Source organism: Neptunomonas sp. ABH4_499, from assembly GCF_056160565.1.
The window spans coordinates 180,177-201,289 of sequence record NZ_JBSWXK010000002.1; the positions used below are offsets into that span (position 1 = coordinate 180,177).

General features: G+C 48.5%; 20 protein-coding genes, 3 tRNA genes and 1 pseudogene. 14 read left to right on the forward strand and 10 right to left on the reverse strand.

Going from position 1 to position 21,113, the window contains the following annotated elements:
* Positions 1 to 9: 9 nt before the first annotated feature.
* The 7 genes from ACXAF9_RS02610 to clpX all read left to right on the forward strand — a co-directional run bounded on the left by ACXAF9_RS02610 (position 10) and on the right by clpX (position 4,587).
* Positions 10 to 420: a MerR family transcriptional regulator gene (locus ACXAF9_RS02610; RefSeq protein ID WP_475069984.1), complete on the forward strand. Its 411-nt coding sequence runs from the start codon at positions 10 to 12 to the stop codon at positions 418 to 420.
* A 192-nt stretch (positions 421 to 612) separates the two neighbouring features.
* Positions 613 to 688 (forward strand) — tRNA-His (locus ACXAF9_RS02615).
* A 13-nt stretch (positions 689 to 701) separates the two neighbouring features.
* Positions 702 to 786, forward strand: a tRNA-Leu gene (locus ACXAF9_RS02620).
* 43 nt (positions 787 to 829) lie between these two features.
* Positions 830 to 905, forward strand: a tRNA-His gene (locus ACXAF9_RS02625).
* Between the two features lie 252 nt (positions 906 to 1,157).
* Positions 1,158 to 2,471: a trigger factor gene (gene tig / locus ACXAF9_RS02630; protein ID WP_475069985.1), complete on the forward strand. Its 1,314-nt coding sequence runs from the start codon at positions 1,158 to 1,160 to the stop codon at positions 2,469 to 2,471.
* Positions 2,472 to 2,569: 98 nt separating this feature from the next.
* Entirely contained in the window at positions 2,570 to 3,199 is a 630-nt protein-coding gene (gene clpP / locus ACXAF9_RS02635; protein ID WP_475069989.1) for an ATP-dependent Clp endopeptidase proteolytic subunit ClpP, read from the forward strand.
* Positions 3,200 to 3,294: 95 nt separating this feature from the next.
* Positions 3,295 to 4,587, forward strand: a complete 1,293-nt coding sequence (gene clpX / locus ACXAF9_RS02640; protein ID WP_475069991.1) for an ATP-dependent Clp protease ATP-binding subunit ClpX — start codon at positions 3,295 to 3,297, stop codon at positions 4,585 to 4,587.
* Positions 4,588 to 4,642: 55 nt separating this feature from the next.
* On the opposite strand, the gene ACXAF9_RS02645 is transcribed toward clpX, so the two are convergent.
* A complete protein-coding gene (locus ACXAF9_RS02645; protein WP_475069993.1) occupies positions 4,643 to 5,698 on the reverse strand; it encodes a nucleoid-associated protein in 1,056 nt (351 codons plus the stop codon).
* Between the two features lie 138 nt (positions 5,699 to 5,836).
* Here ACXAF9_RS02645 and ACXAF9_RS02650 point away from each other — a divergent pair, with 138 nt between their 5' ends.
* Positions 5,837 to 6,094, forward strand: coding sequence for a neutral zinc metallopeptidase (locus tag ACXAF9_RS02650; RefSeq protein WP_475069996.1), 258 nt, complete (start codon positions 5,837 to 5,839; stop codon positions 6,092 to 6,094).
* Positions 6,021 to 6,722: a KPN_02809 family neutral zinc metallopeptidase gene (ypfJ, locus tag ACXAF9_RS02655; protein ID WP_475069998.1), complete on the forward strand. Its 702-nt coding sequence runs from the start codon at positions 6,021 to 6,023 to the stop codon at positions 6,720 to 6,722. Before ACXAF9_RS02650 ends, ypfJ begins: the two co-directional genes overlap by 74 nt.
* 39 nt (positions 6,723 to 6,761) lie before the next feature.
* On the opposite strand, the gene ACXAF9_RS02660 is transcribed toward ypfJ, so the two are convergent.
* The 3 genes from ACXAF9_RS02660 to ACXAF9_RS02670 form a co-directional block, all read right to left on the reverse strand.
* Positions 6,762 to 7,418 carry a CBS domain-containing protein gene (locus ACXAF9_RS02660; RefSeq protein ID WP_475069999.1) on the reverse strand — a complete coding sequence of 219 codons (657 nt, stop codon included), beginning with the start codon at positions 7,416 to 7,418 and terminating at the stop codon, positions 6,762 to 6,764.
* 279 nt (positions 7,419 to 7,697) lie between these two features.
* Positions 7,698 to 8,201: a disulfide bond formation protein B gene (locus ACXAF9_RS02665; RefSeq protein ID WP_475070003.1), complete on the reverse strand. Its 504-nt coding sequence runs from the start codon at positions 8,199 to 8,201 to the stop codon at positions 7,698 to 7,700.
* 192 nt (positions 8,202 to 8,393) lie between these two features.
* Positions 8,394 to 9,464: a 3-deoxy-7-phosphoheptulonate synthase gene (locus tag ACXAF9_RS02670; RefSeq protein WP_475070006.1), complete on the reverse strand. Its 1,071-nt coding sequence runs from the start codon at positions 9,462 to 9,464 to the stop codon at positions 8,394 to 8,396.
* Between the two features lie 273 nt (positions 9,465 to 9,737).
* On the opposite strand from ACXAF9_RS02670, the gene dsbD reads away from it, so the two are divergent.
* Positions 9,738 to 11,591, forward strand: coding sequence for a protein-disulfide reductase DsbD (dsbD, locus tag ACXAF9_RS02675; RefSeq protein ID WP_475070009.1), 1,854 nt, complete (start codon positions 9,738 to 9,740; stop codon positions 11,589 to 11,591).
* A gap of 164 nt (positions 11,592 to 11,755) precedes the next feature.
* A pseudogene (locus ACXAF9_RS02680) lies at positions 11,756 to 13,399 on the forward strand (two-component system response regulator); the annotation flags it as partial.
* Between the two features lie 90 nt (positions 13,400 to 13,489).
* On the opposite strand, the gene ACXAF9_RS02685 reads toward ACXAF9_RS02680, so the two are convergent.
* Together ACXAF9_RS02685 and mltA are read right to left on the reverse strand one after the other, a co-directional pair.
* Positions 13,490 to 13,915 carry a PilZ domain-containing protein gene (locus ACXAF9_RS02685; protein ID WP_475070011.1) on the reverse strand — a complete coding sequence of 142 codons (426 nt, stop codon included), beginning with the start codon at positions 13,913 to 13,915 and terminating at the stop codon, positions 13,490 to 13,492.
* Between the two features lie 43 nt (positions 13,916 to 13,958).
* The gene (mltA, locus tag ACXAF9_RS02690; protein ID WP_475070013.1) at positions 13,959 to 15,161 is read right to left on the reverse strand and encodes a murein transglycosylase A; all 1,203 of its coding nucleotides are present in this window, start codon (positions 15,159 to 15,161) and stop codon (positions 13,959 to 13,961) included.
* A gap of 257 nt (positions 15,162 to 15,418) precedes the next feature.
* Here mltA and ACXAF9_RS02695 point away from each other — a divergent pair, with 257 nt between their 5' ends.
* A complete protein-coding gene (locus ACXAF9_RS02695) occupies positions 15,419 to 16,531 on the forward strand; it encodes a hypothetical protein (protein ID WP_475070015.1) in 1,113 nt (370 codons plus the stop codon).
* Between the two features lie 69 nt (positions 16,532 to 16,600).
* Complete coding sequence (locus tag ACXAF9_RS02700) at positions 16,601 to 17,128, forward strand: hypothetical protein (protein WP_475070018.1); 528 nt, start codon at positions 16,601 to 16,603, stop codon at positions 17,126 to 17,128.
* A gap of 6 nt (positions 17,129 to 17,134) precedes the next feature.
* Here ACXAF9_RS02700 and ACXAF9_RS02705 read toward each other — a convergent pair whose 3' ends face one another.
* From ACXAF9_RS02705 to purM, 4 genes are read right to left on the reverse strand one after another with little or no spacing between them, the layout of a single operon-like run.
* Positions 17,135 to 17,395 (reverse strand): YfcL family protein, encoded by a 261-nt coding sequence (locus tag ACXAF9_RS02705; RefSeq protein ID WP_475070020.1) that lies wholly within the window; start codon positions 17,393 to 17,395, stop codon positions 17,135 to 17,137.
* Positions 17,395 to 18,108 (reverse strand): DUF3108 domain-containing protein, encoded by a 714-nt coding sequence (locus ACXAF9_RS02710; RefSeq protein WP_475070022.1) that lies wholly within the window; start codon positions 18,106 to 18,108, stop codon positions 17,395 to 17,397. The genes ACXAF9_RS02705 and ACXAF9_RS02710 overlap by 1 nt, the downstream gene beginning before the upstream one ends.
* A gap of 17 nt (positions 18,109 to 18,125) precedes the next feature.
* Positions 18,126 to 18,776 carry a phosphoribosylglycinamide formyltransferase gene (gene purN / locus ACXAF9_RS02715; protein ID WP_475070024.1) on the reverse strand — a complete coding sequence of 217 codons (651 nt, stop codon included), beginning with the start codon at positions 18,774 to 18,776 and terminating at the stop codon, positions 18,126 to 18,128.
* A gap of 1 nt (position 18,777) precedes the next feature.
* Positions 18,778 to 19,833, reverse strand: coding sequence for a phosphoribosylformylglycinamidine cyclo-ligase (purM, locus tag ACXAF9_RS02720; RefSeq protein WP_475070028.1), 1,056 nt, complete (start codon positions 19,831 to 19,833; stop codon positions 18,778 to 18,780).
* A gap of 167 nt (positions 19,834 to 20,000) precedes the next feature.
* On the opposite strand from purM, the gene ACXAF9_RS02725 reads away from it, so the two are divergent.
* On the forward strand, positions 20,001 to 21,095 hold the full coding sequence (locus ACXAF9_RS02725) for an AI-2E family transporter (RefSeq protein WP_475070030.1): 1,095 nt from the start codon (positions 20,001 to 20,003) through the stop codon (positions 21,093 to 21,095).
* The last annotated feature ends 18 nt before the right edge of the window (positions 21,096 to 21,113 follow it).

The window sequence follows — 21,113 nt, forward strand, 5'->3', positions numbered from 1 at the left end:
TCAAGCGTCATGATGACAATTTCGGAGGCCGCAAAACGAGTCGGTCTCTCTGCTAAAACGATTCGCTATTATGAAGAGGAGGGGGTTATATCCCCGGCCATTCGTGCGAACAATGGGTACCGACAGTACAACGATCATCACATTGATCAGCTTCTTTTTATAAAGCATGCACGTGATTTGGGGTTCTCGCTGCAGGAGAGCCGATCGCTTTTGTCTTTATCCCTTAATTCGGATCGTGAAAACCACGAAGTGCGTGATCAGGCTAGGCAGCACATTTTAAAGCTGCGGCAAACCATCCAGGACTTGCAGCGTATCGAATCCCGATTAACTAAGGCTTTGGCTGCGTGCACGGATGAGCAGGGCGCTTGCCCGATATTGGATGTGATACAAAACAATCACATACCCGAACCTCACAGCTGATTAAAAAATAATCGTTCTACGTTATTGAAAAAAAACAGATTTTTTTTTGAAAACTTTGTTGACAGATTCTCAATAGGTGCATAGAATACGCCCCATCTTAACGACGGGTGCTTAGAAAGGCTTCTAAAAAACTAGAGGTTGTCATAAATTCCGAGTTAAGATTCGCAAGAGTTAATCTCTTCACAGGTAATGGTGGGCGTAGCTCAGTTGGTAGAGCTCCGGATTGTGATTCCGGCGGTCGTGGGTTCAAGCCCCATCGTCCACCCCATTCCTGATTCCACGCGGACGTGGTGAAATTGGTAGACACGCCAGATTTAGGTTCTGGTGCCGTAAGGTGTGAGAGTTCGAGTCTCTCCGTCCGCACCATGCTTCAAGCTAGAAGCAACAATCTAGAAAAACTCTCATTGTGGTGGGCGTAGCTCAGTTGGTAGAGCTCCGGATTGTGATTCCGGCGGTCGTGGGTTCAAGCCCCATCGTCCACCCCATTCTTCATATATACCTTTCAATAACTTACTTTCCCTATTTTACGACCTCTTTTGGCTTGAGTTGCCTCTGTTACTTGACTATTCCGGTTGAGTGGATGACAATTTCGCGCTTTGAAAAGCGGCTTGAACAAACTGTATCGCTCGTTGTCTTTAAAGGTGCTTAACCTCGTATGACAACCAGCCTTCATAAAACCGGTGCTTGGCAAGCTGGTAACTAGATAAACCGGTAAACGTATTTTGGTGAGGAATCCCATGCAAGTTTCTGTTGAAACGACTTCCGCTCTTGAGCGTCAGATGACTATTACTGTGCCTGCAGAGCGCATTGAGAACGATGTAGATTCACGTGTGCAGCAGACAGCACGCTCTGTGCGCCTGGATGGTTTTCGTCCTGGTAAAGCGCCATTGAAAGTGGTTAAAAAGCGTTACGGCGCGGGTATCCGTCAAGACGTAATCGGTGAAGTAGTTCAGCAAAGCTTCTACGAAGCGGTTCAGCAGGAAAACGTTATCCCTGCAGGCGGCCCAAAAATCGAATTCAAAAAGAACGAAGAAGGTGCGGATTTCGAATTCGTAGCGACGTTCGAAGTTTACCCAGAAATCGAACTGGCTGATTTCTCTTCTGTAGAAGTTGAAAAACAAACTTCTGAAGTTGCTGACGCTGATGTCGATAACATGATTGAGACACTGCGTAAGCAACAAGCTGGCTGGAATGTAGCTGAGCGTGCTGCTGAAGATGGCGACCGCGTTAAAATCGACTTCGAAGGTTTCGTAGATGGCGAAGCATTTGAAGGCGGTAAAGCAGAAGGTCACTCTTTGGTATTGGGTTCAAACACAATGATTCCTGGCTTTGAAGCTGGCATCATCGGTAAAGCGGCTGGTGAAGAGTTCGACTTGGTCGTAACCTTCCCAGAAGATTACCAAGCGGAAAACCTGAAAGGTAAAGAAGCGACGTTCAAAACTAAGGTGATCTCTGTTGAAGCGCCTGAACTGCCAGAGCTGAACGAAGCTTTCTTCGAAAAATTCGGTTTGGAAGCAAAAGACCTAGATACGTTCAAATCTGAAGTACGTACCAACATGGGTCGTGAGCTGAAAAACGCGCTGAAAATGAAGCTTAAAGAAGAAGTCTTCGGTAAGCTGATTGAAGTGAACGGTATCGAAGTACCTTCATCTTTGGTTGATCAAGAGATCGATCACATGCGTAAGCAAGCGGTACAACAGTTTGGTGGCGGTGCGGACATGGATCCTAACATGCTGCCTAAAGAGCTGTTCGAAGAGCAAGCTAAGCGTCGTGTAACGATCGGCCTTCTGGTTCAGGAAGTGATCAAAGCCAACGAGCTGAAAGCAGACGACGAGCGCGTTCAAGAGATGATCAAAGAGATGGCTTCTACTTACCAAGAGCCAGAGCAAGTGATCGAATATTACAACCAAAATCAGGAAATGATGAATCAAATCAAGAGCCTGGTTCTGGAAGATCAAGTAGTTGATCAGCTGCTGGGATCTGCTAAAGTCTCTGAAAAAGCCGTTGCTTACGAAGAAGCAATCAAGCCAGCTCAAAACGGCGCGGCATAAGTGTCTTGCGTCGTAACAAGACGCATTGACTGATTTAAAAACGACAGTTGGTGCGCCCACCTGTCGTTTTTTGTTATGGGTATTAAGGAGAATCAGATATGTCCAAGATCCATCAGGGTAGTGCTACCGAAATCCAGAATGCGGGCCTTGTCCCGATGGTGGTCGAGCAGTCAGCCCGCGGTGAACGCGCTTACGATATTTACTCGCGTTTGCTGAAAGAGCGTGTGATCTTTTTGGTGGGACAGGTTGAAGATCACATGGCGAATCTGATCGTCGCTCAGATGCTGTTTCTTGAAGCGGAAAACCCAGATAAAGACATCCACCTTTACATCAACTCACCTGGCGGTTCGGTTACAGCGGGCCTGGCTATTTACGACACCATGCAGTTTATTAAGCCAGACGTGAGCACCATGTGTATTGGCCAAGCGGCTAGCATGGGAGCATTCCTGTTGGCTGCGGGTGCACAAGGTAAGCGTTATGCACTGCCAAATGCGCGCGTTATGATCCACCAACCATTAGGCGGTTACCAAGGTCAGGCGACTGACATTGAGATCCACACCCGCGAGATTTTGTCGATCCGCGAAAAACTTAACCGTAAGTTGGCTGAGCACACTGGTCAGGACATCGAAACCATCGCTCGCGATACGGACCGTGACAACTTCATGGATCCAGAAGCGGCCGCAAATTATGGTTTGATTGACGCAGTACTGTCTAAGCGCGGCGTATAACGTGCTAATATAACAACAATGTTAGAGGTTGCTGGTTGAAAAACCGTACGGCAACCTCTATATAGAGTGTTACCGCTTTGCAATGAGGAAGTCGAATGAGCGACGATATCAACGATAAAGAAAATGAGAACGGCAAGCTGTTCTGTTCATTCTGCGGTAAGAATCAGGATGAAGTAAGAAAGCTGATCGCTGGTCCATCGGTCTTTATCTGTGATGAGTGTGTTGATCTGTGTAACGACATCATTCGAGAAGAGATTCAGGATGTTGAAGAACAGCAGTCACAAGATCGTCTGCCGATACCAGCTGAGATCAAAGATAAGCTGGATGAGTATGTAATTGGCCAGGATCGCGCCAAAAAAGTACTGGCAGTAGCCGTATACAACCATTACAAACGCCTGCGCTTTCAAAACACGGCAGGTGCTAAAGATAAAGATGTTGAGCTGGGTAAAAGTAACATCCTGCTGATCGGTCCTACCGGTAGTGGTAAAACTTTGCTGGCTCAAACACTGGCGCGCATGTTGAATGTGCCGTTCACGATTGCCGATGCCACGACGCTGACGGAAGCGGGTTACGTGGGTGAAGATGTTGAAAACATCATCCAAAAGCTGCTTCAAAAGTGCGATTACGATATTGATAAAGCACAGCGTGGCATCGTGTACATCGACGAGATCGATAAGATCTCACGTAAGTCGGATAACCCATCGATCACTCGCGATGTGTCCGGTGAAGGTGTTCAGCAAGCGTTGTTGAAACTGATTGAAGGTACGGTTGCCTCTGTACCGCCACAAGGTGGGCGTAAACACCCACAACAAGAATTTTTGCAGGTAGATACCTCAAACATTCTGTTTATCTGTGGTGGTGCGTTTGCAGGGCTTGATCAGATCATCAAGAGCCGTTCCGAGAAGAGTTCGATTGGTTTCAATGCAACGGTAAACAGTAAAGATGACAGCCGCTCTGCGGGTGACATTCTGCTGGATATCGAAGCGGAAGATCTGGTTAAGTTTGGTCTGATTCCTGAATTTGTCGGTCGTCTGCCAATGGTGGCTACGCTGGCAGAGCTTGATGAAGATGCCCTTGTTCAGATCCTGACTGAGCCTAAAAACAGTCTGACGCGTCAGTACAACAAGCTGTTCGAGCTTGAAGGTGCTGAAGTTGACTTCCGTGAGCAAGCGTTGCGCGCTGTAGCCCGTAAGGCGCTTGAGCGTAAAACGGGTGCCCGTGGCTTACGCTCCATCATGGAAGAAACGCTACTCGACATCATGTATCAATTGCCTTCAATGGAGCATGTTTCCAAAGTGGTCATTGATGAAGGTGTGATCGATGGCTCCTCCGAGCCAATTCTGATCTACGAGTCGGCGGACAAAGAGCAGAAAACAGCGGATCAATAATCGCTGTTCATTAAAAAAAGGCGCTTAGGCGCCTTTTTTGTGTTTAAAGAGGGGGTTACTCCTCTTGAAGGATCTCTTTCAGTTGCTTTAGGACTTTAGTCGGTAAGCGTTTGATGGTGATGGATTGGTTCTCTTCATCAAACTCAATCTCTTGGTTAGAGCCTGCTGGCCCAAAGGAGCGTTTGGCAAAATCAAAGCTCCAGTTATCCGCTTTTGTTTTACAGCGAACCAGAGAGGTCAATGTATGACGATGTGGCTGGAACTCATGGCTCACGCTGTAGCGTTCAGAGTTTGCGTATTTGCCAAAGGTGCCGGTCAGGGTTTCGGCTTGTTCTGGCGGAATGTACTGATCAAAGATTTGCTCAATTTCGGGCAATGAAGCGGCTTTCTTTTCAGAGCGTTGTTGGTTCATGTAGTTAACAACGTCGTCCACGACTTTTTCTTTGGTGTTACTTAAGCCATTCTCTTCACAAAATGCTTTAGCGGCTTTCACCAAGTCCCCCGTTGATTTCTTAGATGGGGTAGCTTTAGAGCAACCAAAGGTATCTGAGAAGTATTGGCTCACATCGCCTTTGTCTTTGGTACCGATTAAACTCACATAGCTGTCGCTTTCGTTTAAAAACTGCGTGATGTTAATTTTGGCGGCTTGGTGCAGTTTATCAAGGTCCACCTCATCCACTTGGGTTGGGTGCAATTCGTTGTCCAGCGATATGGTGGTGCGGTTACGCACTAATGCGACCAGCATGACATCGCAGCGATCTTCTCTGTGATGGCTGAAAATCAAGTAGCCACTTTGGCTGGATAGGCTTTTTTTAGCGTTCAGCTTCTCGATCAAGGTATTCATAGCGCAATCACACAGCGCTAGGAAACCGTCACCTGACGCCTCTTCATTGGCATACTGGCTAAAGGCTTTGGGAAAAGGGGATTCATGTTCTGGGTCGAAGGTGCCATGAATGAGCGTGGCGCGACGCGAGAGCGCGTTATTGAGCGCTTCGACCATATCCGTTGCCGCCGGTGAATCAGGTCGCATGAGCCCACCTCGATCGGTTGCGTAAACGTGTGCATCTTCATTTTCGGCCAGCTCTCGAATCACCAGTTGTTTTACATTCATTGTCGTTTCCGAACCCTCATAAAAAAGGGAATTGTAAGCAAATTTGGCGGTGCTGTCAGTGCGCGCTTTGTTTAGATTCAGCTGCAATACATCGCCAATATGCAGCATAATGCCAACAAAAATGATCACGGAGTGTATATGAAGTGGAGATCAGGGCGTCGCAGCCAAAACATTGAGGATCGCAGGCAAAGTGGTCAGCGTGGTACGGGGGCAACGCGTTTCTCGAAAGCGAAGAAGGGTGGTGGACTCGGCATCATTATCGTTGTAGCGGTTGTATGGCTGATGGGCGGTGATTTAAATTCGATTCTCAGTGTGTTGATGGGTGGGTGGAGGAATACAGTCTCCAAGCAGTGGTTCTGGTTACAGTGCTCCGGTACACAATACGGCGCTCGATGACGAGCGAGCTGACTTTGTGTCTGTGGTGCTGGCGGATACCGAAGATACCTGGGATCCGTTGTTTGAGCAGCAAGGGTGGCAATATCAAGAGCCATCATTGGTGATGTTCCGTCAGGCGGTGCAGTCAGCGTGCGGTGCTGCTCAGTCTGCGATGGGGCCATTTTACTGCCCATCCGATCAAAAGGTGTATATCGACTTGGGTTTCTACGATGATTTGAAAAATCAGTTTGGTGCGCCGGGTGATTTTGCACAAGCTTATGTCATCGCTCACGAGGTCGGCCATCATGTACAGCAACAGCTGGGTATACTTGATAAGGTGCACCAAGCTAAACGTTCGATGAGTCAAACAGATGCGAATGCTCTGCAGGTAAAAGTTGAGTTACAAGCGGATTGCTTTGCGGGCATTTGGGCGCACTATGCCGATAGTGAGCGTGCCTTAGTGGAGCAAGGAGACATCGAAGAGGCGATGAATGCCGCCAGTCAAATTGGTGATGATGCGATTCAAAAGCGCACTCGCGGCTATGTTGTGCCGGACTCCTTTACGCATGGCTCATCTAAGCAGCGTCAAACCTGGTTTAATCGGGGGTATACCACAGGCGATATAGCTAGGTGTAACACCTTTAACTGATTCAAAAAAAACCGGCGTTTGCCGGTTTTTCTTTATAGCTTAGGCGCGTTGGGCCATATTTGGGCCGCTTACTAATAACCTAAGGAGATCGCTACGGCAGATGATGCCGGCCACTTGATGTCCTTGGTTAACCACTGGTACGCAGCTGACTTTCTCTTCCATGAAAATGAGTGCGATATCCCTTACCAAGGTGTCCGGCGAAACGGCGATCAAAGAGCGGGTGAGCAAGTTTTCTACAAAACTGGTTGATTCCGCACCATGACGTAACAGCTGACCGTCAGTCACAACGCCAAGTGGGTGTCCGTTGATGTTTACAACAACGAGGTGGTCAATGTTCTCGTGATGCATGATCTGGAGTGCATTTTTTACAGTGTCGAACTGGCTAACAGTGATCACCGGTGACGTCATTACATGGATGGCGCTCAGTTTGCGGCGATCTTGCAGAGTATCGGTTTTGCGGCTGTTTTCTTCGTACATCCTAGATGAGAACGCGGGCGTACGAGCCGCCGTTGTGTTTCCTTGTGGGCGCGGGATGTAAGGCATAGCGGTGCTTTGGGCTTGGGAGTCTTGTGCGCCACGTTGCGCAGCCGCAGAAGACCCCTGGCTTTGGCCAGTCGGTGTTACCTCGTTGTTCGCGAACTTTGCATCAGAAGGGCTTCTAACTAAGTTCCCATTATCATAGATCAGTAACGCCATCGAATACTCCACATAAGTTCGATATATCGGCTATGCACCCATATTTGTTTAGCTAAAACTTATTCTAAGGACAGATGCGTTTGAATTAAATAGTTAATGATCTAATTTGCGAAATTGAAACGGGTGTTTAAATTAAGCGGAAAGCGCTTAATATTTAATACTTTGCAAATTGAAAACGTTTAAAAAAAGAAGTGTACTGATTTTCAACAGATGAGTGATCGTAATGAACATCTGTTTGATGCTCAGTAACGATCACTTATCGACTAGCAATAAAGGGTGTTACAGGAAGAGATGAGTGCGAGGACGCTTTACGCTTGACGGAAAACTGAACAGAAAGATCAGTACAAAAACAGCGGAAACCGCGACCAGCGCTTCTGCCATGGAGATTCCGAGCGGGAGTAGCGGTGTATAGCCGCATGACTCCAAGGGTTCGAAGACAGCAGGCCAGATCTGATGCAAAGGGATCCAATCCGGAAAACCACCTGTTAATGAGCAACTTCCATCAAGAAAGCCTTTCTCAACCCCCAGTGTTTGGTACGAACGTTCAAGCATTAGGCCGCTACCAAATAACCCGAGTAAATGGGCGATCATTCGGCTTGGGCGCCAGAGTGAACCAAACATACCGATCAGCGAGGCGATCATGATCAGAAGAATACAACCGCGAATCTGAACGCACAGAACGCAAGGGTAATACTCCAAAACATATTGGTAATAGAGTGCAGTCCCTTCCATGAGCGTGCAAATTAAAAAAATAACAACCCAGAAAAGCGGTGAGCGAGTCACTACGGGCTCCTTAGATTTTACTGCTGGTGATGAGTGTTTATCCAAAGTGCTATCACTTATATCAGAATTAGGATTGGATTTTCTAGTTACTTGTTGAATTTTTTGGTTTTTTTGCTAAGAAATTAAACTTTCCTAGCGTTCACGCAATAAAAAAGCCCGACATGTGCGGGCTTTGATGAAGATAAGGTCGGATTAGTTCCGGGTAGGAAGGACATCCTTAAGCTTTTCGCGCATCATTAATAGGCTTTCTTCGGTAGATGCCCAGTCAATACACGCGTCGGTGACAGAGACACCGTACTTTAACTCGCTAAGATCTTTAGGAATGGATTGGTTGCCCCACTCAAGGTGAGACTCAATCATCAAACCAACGATCGATTGGTTGCCTTCAACAATTTGGTTGGCTGCGTTTTGAGCCACCAAAGGTTGATGCTTAGGGTCTTTGAACGAGTTTGCATGACTGCAATCGATCATGATGTTAGGTTTAAGGCCGGCTTTATCCAGCGCTTTCTCGCAGATGGCTACACTGACTGAATCGTAGTTTGGTCGACCGTTGCCACCGCGCAGCACAACATGGCCATAATCATTGCCCTTGGTGCGAATGATCGATACTTGGCCTTCGGAGTTGATCCCCAAAAAGCTGTGTTGATGCTGAACAGACTTCATTGCATTAACGGCGACTTCAAGACCGCCATCGGTGCCGTTTTTAAAGCCAACAGCACAGGACAAACCGGAGGACATCTCGCGGTGGGTTTGCGACTCGGTGGTACGAGCGCCAATGGCCGACCAAGAGATCAAGTCTTGAATGTATTGAGGTGAAATCGGATCAAGTGCTTCGGTCGCCAAAGGCAGGCCCATTTCGGCCAGATCGATCAGCAGTTTACGAGCACGGAACAAGCCCTCTTCGATGTCGAAAGAGTCGTTCATGTGAGGGTCGTTGATCAGGCCTTTCCAACCCACAGTAGTACGCGGTTTCTCAAAATACACACGCATGACGATATAGATCGTGTCTTTCACTTGGTCGGCCAGCGCTTTTAGGCGCTTACCATATTCCAGCGCTGCATCCACATCGTGGATTGAACAAGGGCCTACGACAACAAACAGGCGCTTATCTTTGCGATCTAGAATATCGCGAACCACTTGACGGCCTTCCAGCACAGAGCGTGCTGCTGCATCGGAAATCGGCAGCTTAGCCTTAAGTGCGTCGGGGGTAACCAGTACCGACGCTGATTCGATATTTAAATCATCGACTCGATTATCTGACATTGTGTTTTCCTGAACGTACATGCATCGCTTTTGCGATAACAACTTATAATTAGAGGCCAATGTTTTATCACAAAGTGCCAGTAATGGTAAGGCTACTTAAGCGACCTAGCTCAAAAGAAGGCGCTAAGCATCCGGACAGGCCAGTGCGAATCCGTTAAAATGCGCCAAGCGTATATAAAACAACATTTAAGGAACCGCCAGACCCGCTTTTAGGTCAGACAGGTTTGTTTTGTCAGTAATGACACGCGTCATGTTTTAGAGTGCAAATACAAGATGATACAAGCGTTAAAGATCAATCCGTTGTTATGTTGGTTGCTGTGCAGCATATTGACCCTCTTTGGCTGGGTGCAGACAAGTTATGCCGCTGGGTTTTTCGAACAAGCCAACACCGATGGTCCGTTGCCTGTCGAGCAAGCGTTTGTGTTATCGCCTTCGGTGGTTAAAGAGGGTGTGATCTCGTTAGATTGGGTGATCCAGCCGGATTACTACTTATATCGCGACCGAATGGAGTTCGCGCTTCCACAAGGGGTAATTCTGGCCGATAACCAGCGAAGCGCAACCGAATTGAAATCCGATCCCTTATTTGGGGATGTTCACGTATTCCATGACAATGCCAATGTTGTTCTTACGTTTGGTGCAGAGGGTGATGCGCCTTTATTAGATCAAGTAGTTACCGTTACGTATCAAGGCTGTTGGGAGGGTGGGATTTGTTATCCCCCTGTAAAGCAGGAAGTAAGTATACCGGTTATTCCCACGTTAACGGGTATCGCAGCCTCCAACGCTTCACAAGAAGCCCCACAGTCTTCTGTATCTCCAGCTACTCCAACGACCTTCACAAGTGAACAAGATCAGTTTGCATCGCTATTAAATGGTCAGAAAACCAGCGTTATGCTGGGCTTGTTCTTTTTAGCGGGTCTGGCTTTGTCATTAACGCCGTGCGTTTTCCCGATGATTCCCATCCTTTCTGGCGTCATTGTCGGCCGTGGGGAAAAACTCTCAACGCAAAAAGCCTTTATGCTGTCTTTGGTCTACGTATTGGCGATGGCTTTCACTTACACCGTGGTTGGCGTCATCGCAGGCTTGTTTGGCGCGAATGTCCAAGTGGCGTTTCAAAACCCATGGGTGATTGGCTCGTTCAGCGCATTGTTTGTGCTATTGGCGTTATCGATGTTTGGATTTTACCAGCTTCAAATGCCCTCAGGCGTCCAAACCTGGTTGTCCAAAGGGTCCGATAAACGAAGTGGTCGTTACACCGGTGTGGCCGTCATGGGCGTGCTTTCGGCTCTGATCGTAGGGCCATGTATGGCGGCACCATTGGCGGGGGCTCTTATCTACATTGGCCAAAGTGGTGATCCTGTTATGGGTGGTTTGGCCTTGTTTAGTCTAAGTTTGGGTATGGGGCTGCCGTTACTGGTTGTCGGTACCTCCGCAGGGCGTTATCTACCGAAAGCCGGCGTTTGGATGGATTCGGTCAAGGCGGGGTTCGGTGTCGTACTCTTGCTGATGGCGGTATGGATGTTGGATCGCATTGTGCCGATTACCGTTACTATGCTCCTGTTGGCCGTTATCTTGATCATCTGCGCCATCTATCTAAAAGCGCTAGAGTCTTTACCGCATCCAGTGTCGGGCTGGCAGCGTTTTTGGAAAGGGATCGGGGTGTTGTCTCTTTTGTACGGCGCTGCGTTATTGGTCGGTGTTTTCTCGGGCAGTAAGAGTCTTACGCAGCCCTTACATATGATCGGCGGTGGTGAAGCCAAAGCGGTCGAGGTTGCGCCAGCGATTACGGTAACAACCCCTTCGCAACTTGCGACTACCTTGGCTGATCTAAAGCGCAATGGTACGCCGGCTATGCTCGACTTCTACGCGGATTGGTGTATCTCTTGCAAAGAGCTTGAGTGGGGGACGTTTCAGGCTGAAGCGGTCGTTCCTTGGTTTGATCAAGTACGATTGATTCGTGTGGATGTCACCGACAACAGTGAGGCCTCTAAACAATTGATCGATCAATATAAAATCTTTGGGCCACCGGCGTTATTTTTCTATAATGCGAGCGGCGAGCTCAGAGAGGATATGACCACCGTTGGTGTTATTTCTGAAGATGAGTTGATAAATCGTTTTAAAGCGCTATAACTAGAGGCGTGAGTTAAAAGATAAGCAAATCTCTATTTGCAAGACAAGAGAAGTGGCAGACGGATTTCGTCACTTAACCGTAAAATAAGGTTCACTCAGTTAGCTCGTCGTGTGAATCACCAGAAGTTCACCTTTGGTGTGAAGTCCATTAGGGATGATGGTAAATGAATATCCTGGTAGTCGACAGTGTTCACTTTGACCGTGAGCGTACCGTTCGGGCACTGAAAAATACGCAACACAGCCTCATTAAAGCGGACAGTAACGAGGATGCGCTAGAGCACCTCAAAAACTCCCCCGTGGATATGATCCTTATCGGCTGCCTGCACAAAGATTGTGCCGGGATGTCCCTTCTTTACGAAATTCGAATGCTCTCCGTTCAGATTCAGCTACCCATTATCATGCTGAGTCGCTCAGAAGATGAATCTCTGATCAGCACGGCACTGAAAGCGGGTGCTCAAGATTTTATCTTTAAGTCAGAAATATCCGAAAAGCGCTTGTGGTTGGCCTTGTTAAACGCGCGTACCCGCTATGAGTTGGAGCGCCAACAGGATTCGACCTTCAAAAAGCTAAAGTACCTTTCTGAAACCGATACGTTAACGGGTCTATCGAATCGCTATTATTTTGAATCTTCATTGTCGCGTTCTGTGGCAAATGCCGCACGTGGTCGGTATCGATTAGAACTGATGATGATCGACCTAGATGACTTTAAGGTGGTGAATGACACATACGGCCATGATGTCGGTGATGACTTTATTCGCCAAGTAACTCAGCGAATCCAATCTTGCTTGCGCGATGGTGAGATTTTGGCGCGATTAGGTGGGGATGAGTTTGGTTTGATACTCAACACCGAAAAGGGTAAACACAGCGCCGCCCGTGTTGCGACGCGGATTCTTGATCAGTTAGAGCAACCCATCGTGTTGTCCTGTAGGGTCAAAGAAAAGGTCAGTGCGAGTATCGGTATTTCGGTGTTCCCGGAAGATGCAACCACCCCCGATGTGTTGATCAAGCAAGCAGATGTGGCCATGTATCGCGCCAAACGCCAAGGGAAGCACAAATTCAGCTACTACCGCCCTGAGCAGCAGCAAAAGACGACAGCACGTGTCGAGATGGAAAATGCGCTTAAAAGCGCAATCGTGGATGATTCGCTACAGCTCTACTATCAACCGGTAATGCGTGCAGGCCACAAAGAGGTTTGGGGGGTAGAGGCGCTGATTCGTTGGAAGCGAAATAACGTGTTGATGCTGCCAGACACCTTTATTGAAGTGGCTGAAGAAACTCGTTTGATTCGCCCGATTGGTAATTGGGTGATTGCACGCGCCATTCAGACGCTGTCGCTTTGGCATAAAAATGAGTCTATGCCGCCGATCAAAATGGCGATCAATTTGTCAGCAAGGCAGCTAGAGGATATGCATTTGGTGGACTTCATCGAGTCTACCTTGTTAAAGCATGAGCTACCGGGCGAGTTGGTTGAGTTTGAAATCACAGAAACCATGTTGTTGGATCACTCCAGCCGGAACATTCGTCAGCTCGAAGCACTTAAGGCACTGGGCTGCACCATTGCTATTGATGATTTCGGAACCGGCTTTGCCTCGATCTCTCATCTAAGGCGTTTCCCGATCGATGTGGTCAAAATTGACCGAAGCCTGTTGCCGACAAGTCCGAAAGATACAAAAAACTATAGCCTCTGCGAGGGGATCTCCAACATGGTTCATTCGTTGGGGTTAAAAGCGGTTGCCGAAGGCATCGAAACAGAAGATCACCTTCGTAGTTGTGATGCTTTGGGTGTGGATCGCTTGCAAGGCTTTCGGTTCTCCGCACCTATGCCAGAGAAGCAGGTACCCGCTTTTGTGTGTGCGTCCGTTGCGAAAGCCGTTGGTACGCAATAGGCTATTTAGCGCTTAATGCAGGTTGGGGAAGTCCTTCGCGTATTTTGCGATCCACTCGCACGCGGCTTGTTCAGGTGGCATCTCGTTGCCACTCTTTTGACTCATCTCTTTGCGGTATTCTTCGATATGGCAGACCTGCTCGATCATGCGGACGGAGTAAGCCTCATCAAAATCATCAAACCCAATGCCAATTAAAAAATGTGCATTGGGTAAGGTTTCACACCAAATCACATGACCCACACTTGAAAAAGGTGGGTTGGTGACCGGAATGATGATCTCTACAAGATCCCCCGGCAGGAAGGATTTCTCCGACTCACACGCCAAGCCGCCATGACTGATGTTGTGGGTCACAACATGGCGAAAGGAGGTGGTAAAGGCGTCACTCCCGATAATTTGAATCGGGATGTGGGCAGGATGTCGAATGTACTGGCGAGCCATGCTTGCCTCCTCCCTGCAGAGCAGGATGGTCAGGTGGCGTTTTTCAACGTTGACAAGTGTGTGTGTCGGCTAATTTATTACTGCCTTTAATCATTAGAGCATAGATTTGCCCAGATTGTTTCATCTCACCGGCCATTTTTTCAGCATAATCGCCACGCCCAAAGAACAGATCTGCGCGAACCGGGCCTCGGATGGCGCCTCCGGTATCTTGGGCCAGGACGATACGTTGGTATGATTGCTGGTTAGGTAAGGTGGTCGAGATCCAGAGCGGCGTACCTAGTGGGATGACAGAGCGGTCGACCGCTACGCTGCGCTCTGGTGTGAGAGGTACATTCAACGAGCCGCGTGGGTTTTCCTCTTTAACATCGCGAAGGGTAAAGAACACATAGCTTCGGTTAAGATTTTTGAGCTGGTCTGCTTTGTCTGGATGGTCCGATAGCCACTGACGAATGCTCTGCAGTGAGACGGTCTCTGGTGCGAGTTCGCCGTTTTTGATCAACTCCCGGCCGATGGCGTAATAAGGCTCGCCGTTTTGATCGGCATAACCCACACCGGCCCATTGGCCGTTCTCAAGCAGAACGCGTCCAGAGCCTTGAATTTCCAGGAAAAACGCATCATCAGGGTTATCGACCCACATCAACTCGTGCCCTGCAAGCGGGCTTGGTGTTTGGCTAATGGCTTTGCGATCGTAATACCGAACCACTTTGTTGCCCACTAGACGGCCCCGAACGCGTTCACCTTTGAGTTCCGGAAAGCGGTCACCAAGATCAATGGTCAGCAGGTCGTTGGGTTTTTTATACAGTGGGTAGCGGTACCTAGCTGTTTTAGTAAAGCTGCCGTGCAGTGTAGGTTCGTAATAGCCGGTGATCAGCCCTTGTGTCTCGCCGTGCTTGCCAAGGACCTGGTATGGCGTGAAGTTTTGCTCAATTAATCGTGTGGTTTGTGACGCGCTTTGGCTACTTTGTAATGCGCTACAGAACGATTGCCAAGCCGCCTTTTGGTCGCTCGATTTGATCATGCGTTGGCATTGGGATTGAAAGGAGGCAATGGCTTCGTTAGCGCGCTGATCTGGCCAGCCAGGGAGGTCGCTCCAGCAGACTGAGTGGCTGATACCGGCTTTGCCCTCGGCAGGCGGTGTTGGTTTTTGAACACCGGTATCCGTCGAGCAGCCTGCTAAAACCGCAAACAGGCCTAGCGTACTGGCTTTGATCAAATGGCGGGTGGTGCGAGCGCGTCTGTATGGCATACATCTGTCCGTTAGTAATCAAGTTGGGGCGCTTTTTGCAAAGTGCTCTTCGTGTGTCCAAGGCGGCAAGGGTCGTTTAAAGCAATGCTGAGCGTTCAGCGTTTTAACTCCCTGATTTAGCGCCTTATTTTGTGAGCTGGCGAACCGCTTAGCAAGTGTCTTCTAAGAGTCTCTTAAGTGTGCTGGCAAAGTGTTTCCGATCTGAGTCGTAAAATCGGCAAAAGTTCGCCGTTCTTCTCTCTAACACGAGGTGATTTATGATCATTACGAACAGTCAACTTCAACAAAGCGCAACCGCGAAAAGTTCGACAACGATATCGATAGAGCAAAGCCAGACGAGTACCACGGTTCAGATTAAAGCCGGGAGCGGGACTCAGTTTCTATCTCAGTTGCAATCCGCAATAGGGATTGTCGATCAAACTGAGCAAACCAGTGAGGCGGAAGCGGCGATGGATCAGGCCGAGCAAATAAAGCAGCGTTTGTTTGCTGTATTGTATGCGGCGCTTGAGCAATACCGAAATGCCTTAGCAAATGAAGCGGCTGGTTGTGATTGCTCTTCGACGCAAAGCGCGGCCTCATCGGTGCCTGTGTCGACGCAAACGGTCGACGGTGGGGATTATTCACAAGGGCGCGTCCAACGCTCGGCGGCAACAAATTTGCTTGGCATGGTTCGCATCGAGCAAGTTGTCATGGAAACGCATCAGCAGATCGACATTGAAGATCAATTGGATTACACGGCCGCAGGTCAGGTGTTGACCAGTGATGGGCGCAGTATTGATTTTGATCTGTCTCTAATGATGAGTCAATACACATCGCTTGAGCAAAGTGAGCGCTACGAGCAAACCATTGTGTTCAAAGATCCATTGATTCTTAACTTGGACGGAGAGGGGGTAGATATCAGTGATCAGCGGTTTGAGTTTGATCTCGACCAAGATGCGCAAATGGATTGGATACCTCTGCTGGCCGAAGGGAATGGCTTTTTAGCAAGGGATATCAATCAAGATGGCATCATTAATGACGGTTCTGAGCTATTCGGCACGCTGAGCGGTGATGGCTTTGGGGATCTGGCCTTATTGGATGAGGATCAAAACGGGTTTATCGATGAAGCCGACTCGGCGTTTGATGACCTGGTGGTCTGGATTAAAACCGATGAACGTGATGTGACTTATTCGCTAGCCGAAGCAGGCATAGGTGCTATGTCGGTAGAGGGTATGTCGGGTGATTTTGCGATTCGCGATCAATGCGGTCAGGAGCAAGCCATGATCCGAGAAACGGGTGTGTACCTTAATGAATCGGGCGAGGTAGGCGTGCTGCAGCAAGTGGACTTTGCGACAGAAACCGGGCAAGACGATACAAGCAAGCTTGCCTGATAAGCCATTGACTATGGAGGTGATTCTGGCACTATGCCAGAAAACGAGTCAATGTAGAGAGTGAAGTCCATGCGATGGTTAAAACCACTGTGTTTTTCGATGATGTTTGTAAGCCCACTGGGTTTGGCCGATGAATCAGTGGACACATCTCAGATCGAATTAGCGACTCGAATCGGTGCGCAATGCTCCGGTTTTTATGATGGCTTGTTTGCGCTGATGCAAAATCTTGAAGGCAATAAGCAATCCATTATGCAAGATGAGCTCAAAACGGCGTTGCCGAACCTTGATAAACGGATGGTTTTTCGGGATTCGACGGCAAGCATTGTTCTGACGCGTCAGTTTATCGCACTGTTAAATAACGCGGTAAAGCCTGAAAAGCCTTTTACCTTAGAAGATTACCGCGAAGATTATGTACAGTTTCGACGGGAGTCGATGGCATGGTCGAAAGGTGAAGTCGAGATTCAGTTCTTTGCTGATATGCATAAGCAGTGTCAGCACGTGCAGTCCATATCGGAAAAAAATGGCAGTCTGACGGACGCGATGCTGGATAAAGCGGTTGAGAAGAGGGCGCACGCACTGGGCGTAACCCTCCATTAATCAAGGTTAAGCCTGCGCGCTTTGGTCGTATTCGCCGATTAGCGAGCGGATGCCGGTAATATCGGTCTCGCTTAAACGGTCAACCTCTAAAGCGGCATCGATGGATTGATCAAGGTGATCTCGAAAAGGCATTTGATGCTCTTCGTGATCTGCCATACTTAAGCTGACGTGCCCCAGTAAGTAACTGGCATAGAATCGGCGGTCATCATCGCCTTGGGTTTCTTGATCCAGTAACCATTGATACAGATGTTCGCCAGGTTGGCTCATTAAAGAAGCTCCAGTGACTTAAGTTGAATAGAGTAGGCTTTGCCGTCAGGTTCGATCTGTTTGAGCTGTACAATTTGATAATCGAGCTCTGGCGCAAACCAGATGAAGGTTTCGCGCTTAGAGTCCTCTCCACGATCCAGCTCAAGCTTTAGCGTGTTAAACGCACCCATCGGGGTTTCGATGGACTCTTTATCGATGACTCTGAAGGTGTACTCTTTAGATTTACCGCTTTCAGCGATGTGATAGACAAACGGTCCTTTTTCGCCATTCGCCAAGGCTAGACGCATTTGCAGCTGATAACTGAGTTTATCTTGGGTGTTCTGGGTCAGTGTAACCTTACGATCCTTTTGATCGGTCGCGGTCAGGTTGTCCCAATCAAACTCCAGATGGATCTTTTTACTTTTGCCAAGTACTTTACGTTTGTAGTCATAGCTGTGTGGCTTAACCATCAGGTCATCGACACTCAACGATGAGTTTTCTGTAATTGAGGCCACTATGGTTTCGGCACGGTTGGTCATCAGCCATGTGTGATCGCCCTGTTGGGTCAGTGTACGGGTAAGCTCACCTTTTAAGGCAACACCAAGATCAAACTCGGAAGCGTACACAGCTTTAAAGCTCTGTAAGGCTTGGTTTTGATCGGCGAAAGCGGTGTTGGCCAATGGTAGCGAAATAGCCAAAGCCGCGGCTTTAATCCAACGTGGTGTCAGCTGCATGCGATCTTCCTTATGTGTTAAGCGCTATACGCTACTTGGATACCCGAGCTTTGCAAAGGTTCGCCATCATACAGAATGCCAATCTCGGTCAGTGTGATGCGATCTTCACACATCAGCTCAACGGCCAATGGATAAGCGATGTGCTCTTGCTGGTGGACGCGTTGCTGAAGGGTGTCTTCCGTATCGCCTTCAAGAATGGGTACAGATGCCTGAACTAGCAGTGGACCGCCATCGAGCTCTTCAGTGACGAGGTGTACGGTGCAGCCATGCTCGGTGTCGCCTGCTTCCAAGGCACGCCTGTGCGTATGAAGGCCTTTGTATTTGGGCAATAAAGAAGGGTGAATGTTAAGCATACGCCCCTGGTAGTGCTGAACAAACCCAGGCGTCAGGATGCGCATGAAGCCCGCCAGTACGACGATGTCGGGTGTGTATTGATCAACCGTTTGCTGAAGGGCATGGTCAAACGCTTCGCGTGATTCAAACTCTTTATGGTTCAGTGTTTGTGTTTCAATGCCGGCATGAGCGGCGCGAACAAGGCCGTAAGCGTCGGCCTTGTTGCTGATGACACAAGCAATCGAGCCATTGATGCGCTTGTCATCAATGGCGTCCATAATGGCTTGTAAGTTTGAACCGCTGCCAGAAATAAGAACAACGATTTTTTTGGACATATTACAGGTCGCCAGAAAGCTCGACTTGCTCTTCGCCATCGTTGGCTTGGGCGATTTGGCCGATAACCCACGCGTCTTCGCCGCACTCTTTTAAGAGTGCCAACGCGTTTTCTTGCTCCGATTGAGGCACTGCGATCACCATACCAACACCACAGTTGAAGGTGCGGTACATCTCGCGGCTGTCTACGTTACCGGCCGATTGCAGCCACTGGAAAACACCAGGCAGAGTCCAGCTGTTAACATCGATAACCGCTTTAGCATCGGCTGGGAGTACACGAGGGATGTTCTCGAGCAAGCCGCCGCCAGTGATGTGCGACAAGGCATTTACCTGAGACTCTTTGATCAGTTTAAGCAGCGTTTTTACGTAGATGCGTGTTGGCTCAAGCAGGGCCTCTTTTAACGGACGGCCGTCGATGGCTTGTTCAAGATCAGCATTGCTGACTTCAATGATCTTACGGATCAATGAATAGCCGTTAGAGTGTGGGCCTGATGAACCCAGTGCGATCAGCGCATCACCGGTATTTACTTTGCTGCCATCGATAATCTCAGATTTTTCGACCACACCCACGCAGAAACCAGCAAGGTCATAATCGTCACCTTCGTACATGCCTGGCATTTCAGCGGTTTCACCGCCTACAAGCGCGGCACCTGCCAATTCGCAACCTTGACCAATGCCCGTTACTACGTCAGCCGCCATATCAACATTCAGGTGACCAGTTGCATAGTAATCAAGGAAGAATAGGGGCTCGGCACCGGCTACGATCAAGTCGTTAACACACATCGCCACCAAGTCGATACCAATGGTGTCGTGCTTGCCAATATCCATCGCTAAACGAAGTTTGGTTCCAACGCCATCCGTACCAGAAACCAATACCGGTTGCTTGTAGCCAGCCGGAATTTCACAAAGCGCGCCGAAACCGCCAAGACCGCCCATCACTTCCGGACGAGCTGTTTTCTTAGCGACGCCTTTGATGCGCTCAACCAGAGCATTACCTGCATCAATATCAACGCCAGCGTCTTTGTAACTTAGGGATTGTTTGTCAGAACCAGTAGACATGAATCAAACCTATTTTAGGATGTAATCGTTAAGAAAAAGAATCCCGCTATTTTAACAGGTTGGTCTGCATCGGGCTATTGTGTGTTACAGTTTCGATCGATGAAAAGTGGTTGTTTTTTAAAAAAAGAACCGCATTATTCGTCAGTCATAAAAATGGATGATCATACATGAGTACCATGGAACACCTTTTACGCACCCAGCGCTGGTTTATTTTAATTGTATTTGTGATTGCGGGCGTTCTGCTTTTTTTGCTTGGGCCTATCTTGTCGCCTTTTTTAGCCGGTGCTTTATTAGCCTATCTGTTTGACCCGTTGGCTGACCGTTTGGAGGAGTCGGGGTTGACTCGGACCGCCTCTGTTATCGTGGTGTTCGTTCTTCTAACCCTAATTCTGACGTTGTTATTACTGTTTTTGATTCCGAGTCTTTCTCAGCAGTTTCAATCGTTGGTGAGGCAGGTGCCACAGGTCGTGGGCTTGTTCGAGACTAAGATTTTTCCTGTCATTGAAGATTATTTAGGCACATCGATCAGCTTTGGCGAGGGTGAGTCGATTAAAAAATTGATTGCAGCGCACTGGGAGCAAACGGGCAGTGTGATGGCGCAAGTCGTAACCGGTGTTACCAAATCGGGTATGGCGGTGTTGGGCTGGCTTGCCAATGCGTTGTTGATACCGGTTGTGATGTTTTATTTGCTGCGTGACTGGGATGTCATGATGGCCAAAATTGCTCGCTTACTGCCACGCAACTTGGAGCCTAAGGTAACGGCTTGGGCGAAAGAGTGTGACGAAGTACTCGGGGCTTTTATAAAGGGACAGTTAATGGTTATGGTGATGCTGGGCGTCATCTATGCCTTTGGCCTATGGTTGATTGGTGTTGATTTGGCGCTCATCATCGGCCTTATCGCGGGTGTTGCCAGTATTGTTCCTTACTTAGGTACGATTGTCGGTATCGCCTCTGCTGCGATCGCAGCCTACGTTCAATTTAATGACCCTATGATTTTAGTGTACGTCGGTATCGTGTTTGGTATCGGTCAAATGCTTGAGGGCATGGTACTTACGCCTTTATTGGTCGGCGATAAGATTGGCTTGCACCCTGTTGCGGTTATTTTCGCGATTATGGCCGGCGGTCAACTGTTTGGTTTTGTAGGGGTGTTAATTGCACTACCCGTTGCAGCCGTTATTATGGTATTTTTGCGCCACCTTCATGATGGGTACAAAAACAGTTCGCTTTATGGCTCTGATTTGCGGCCTAAAAGTGCAAAGTGAGCAACCGGTCAACCAGGA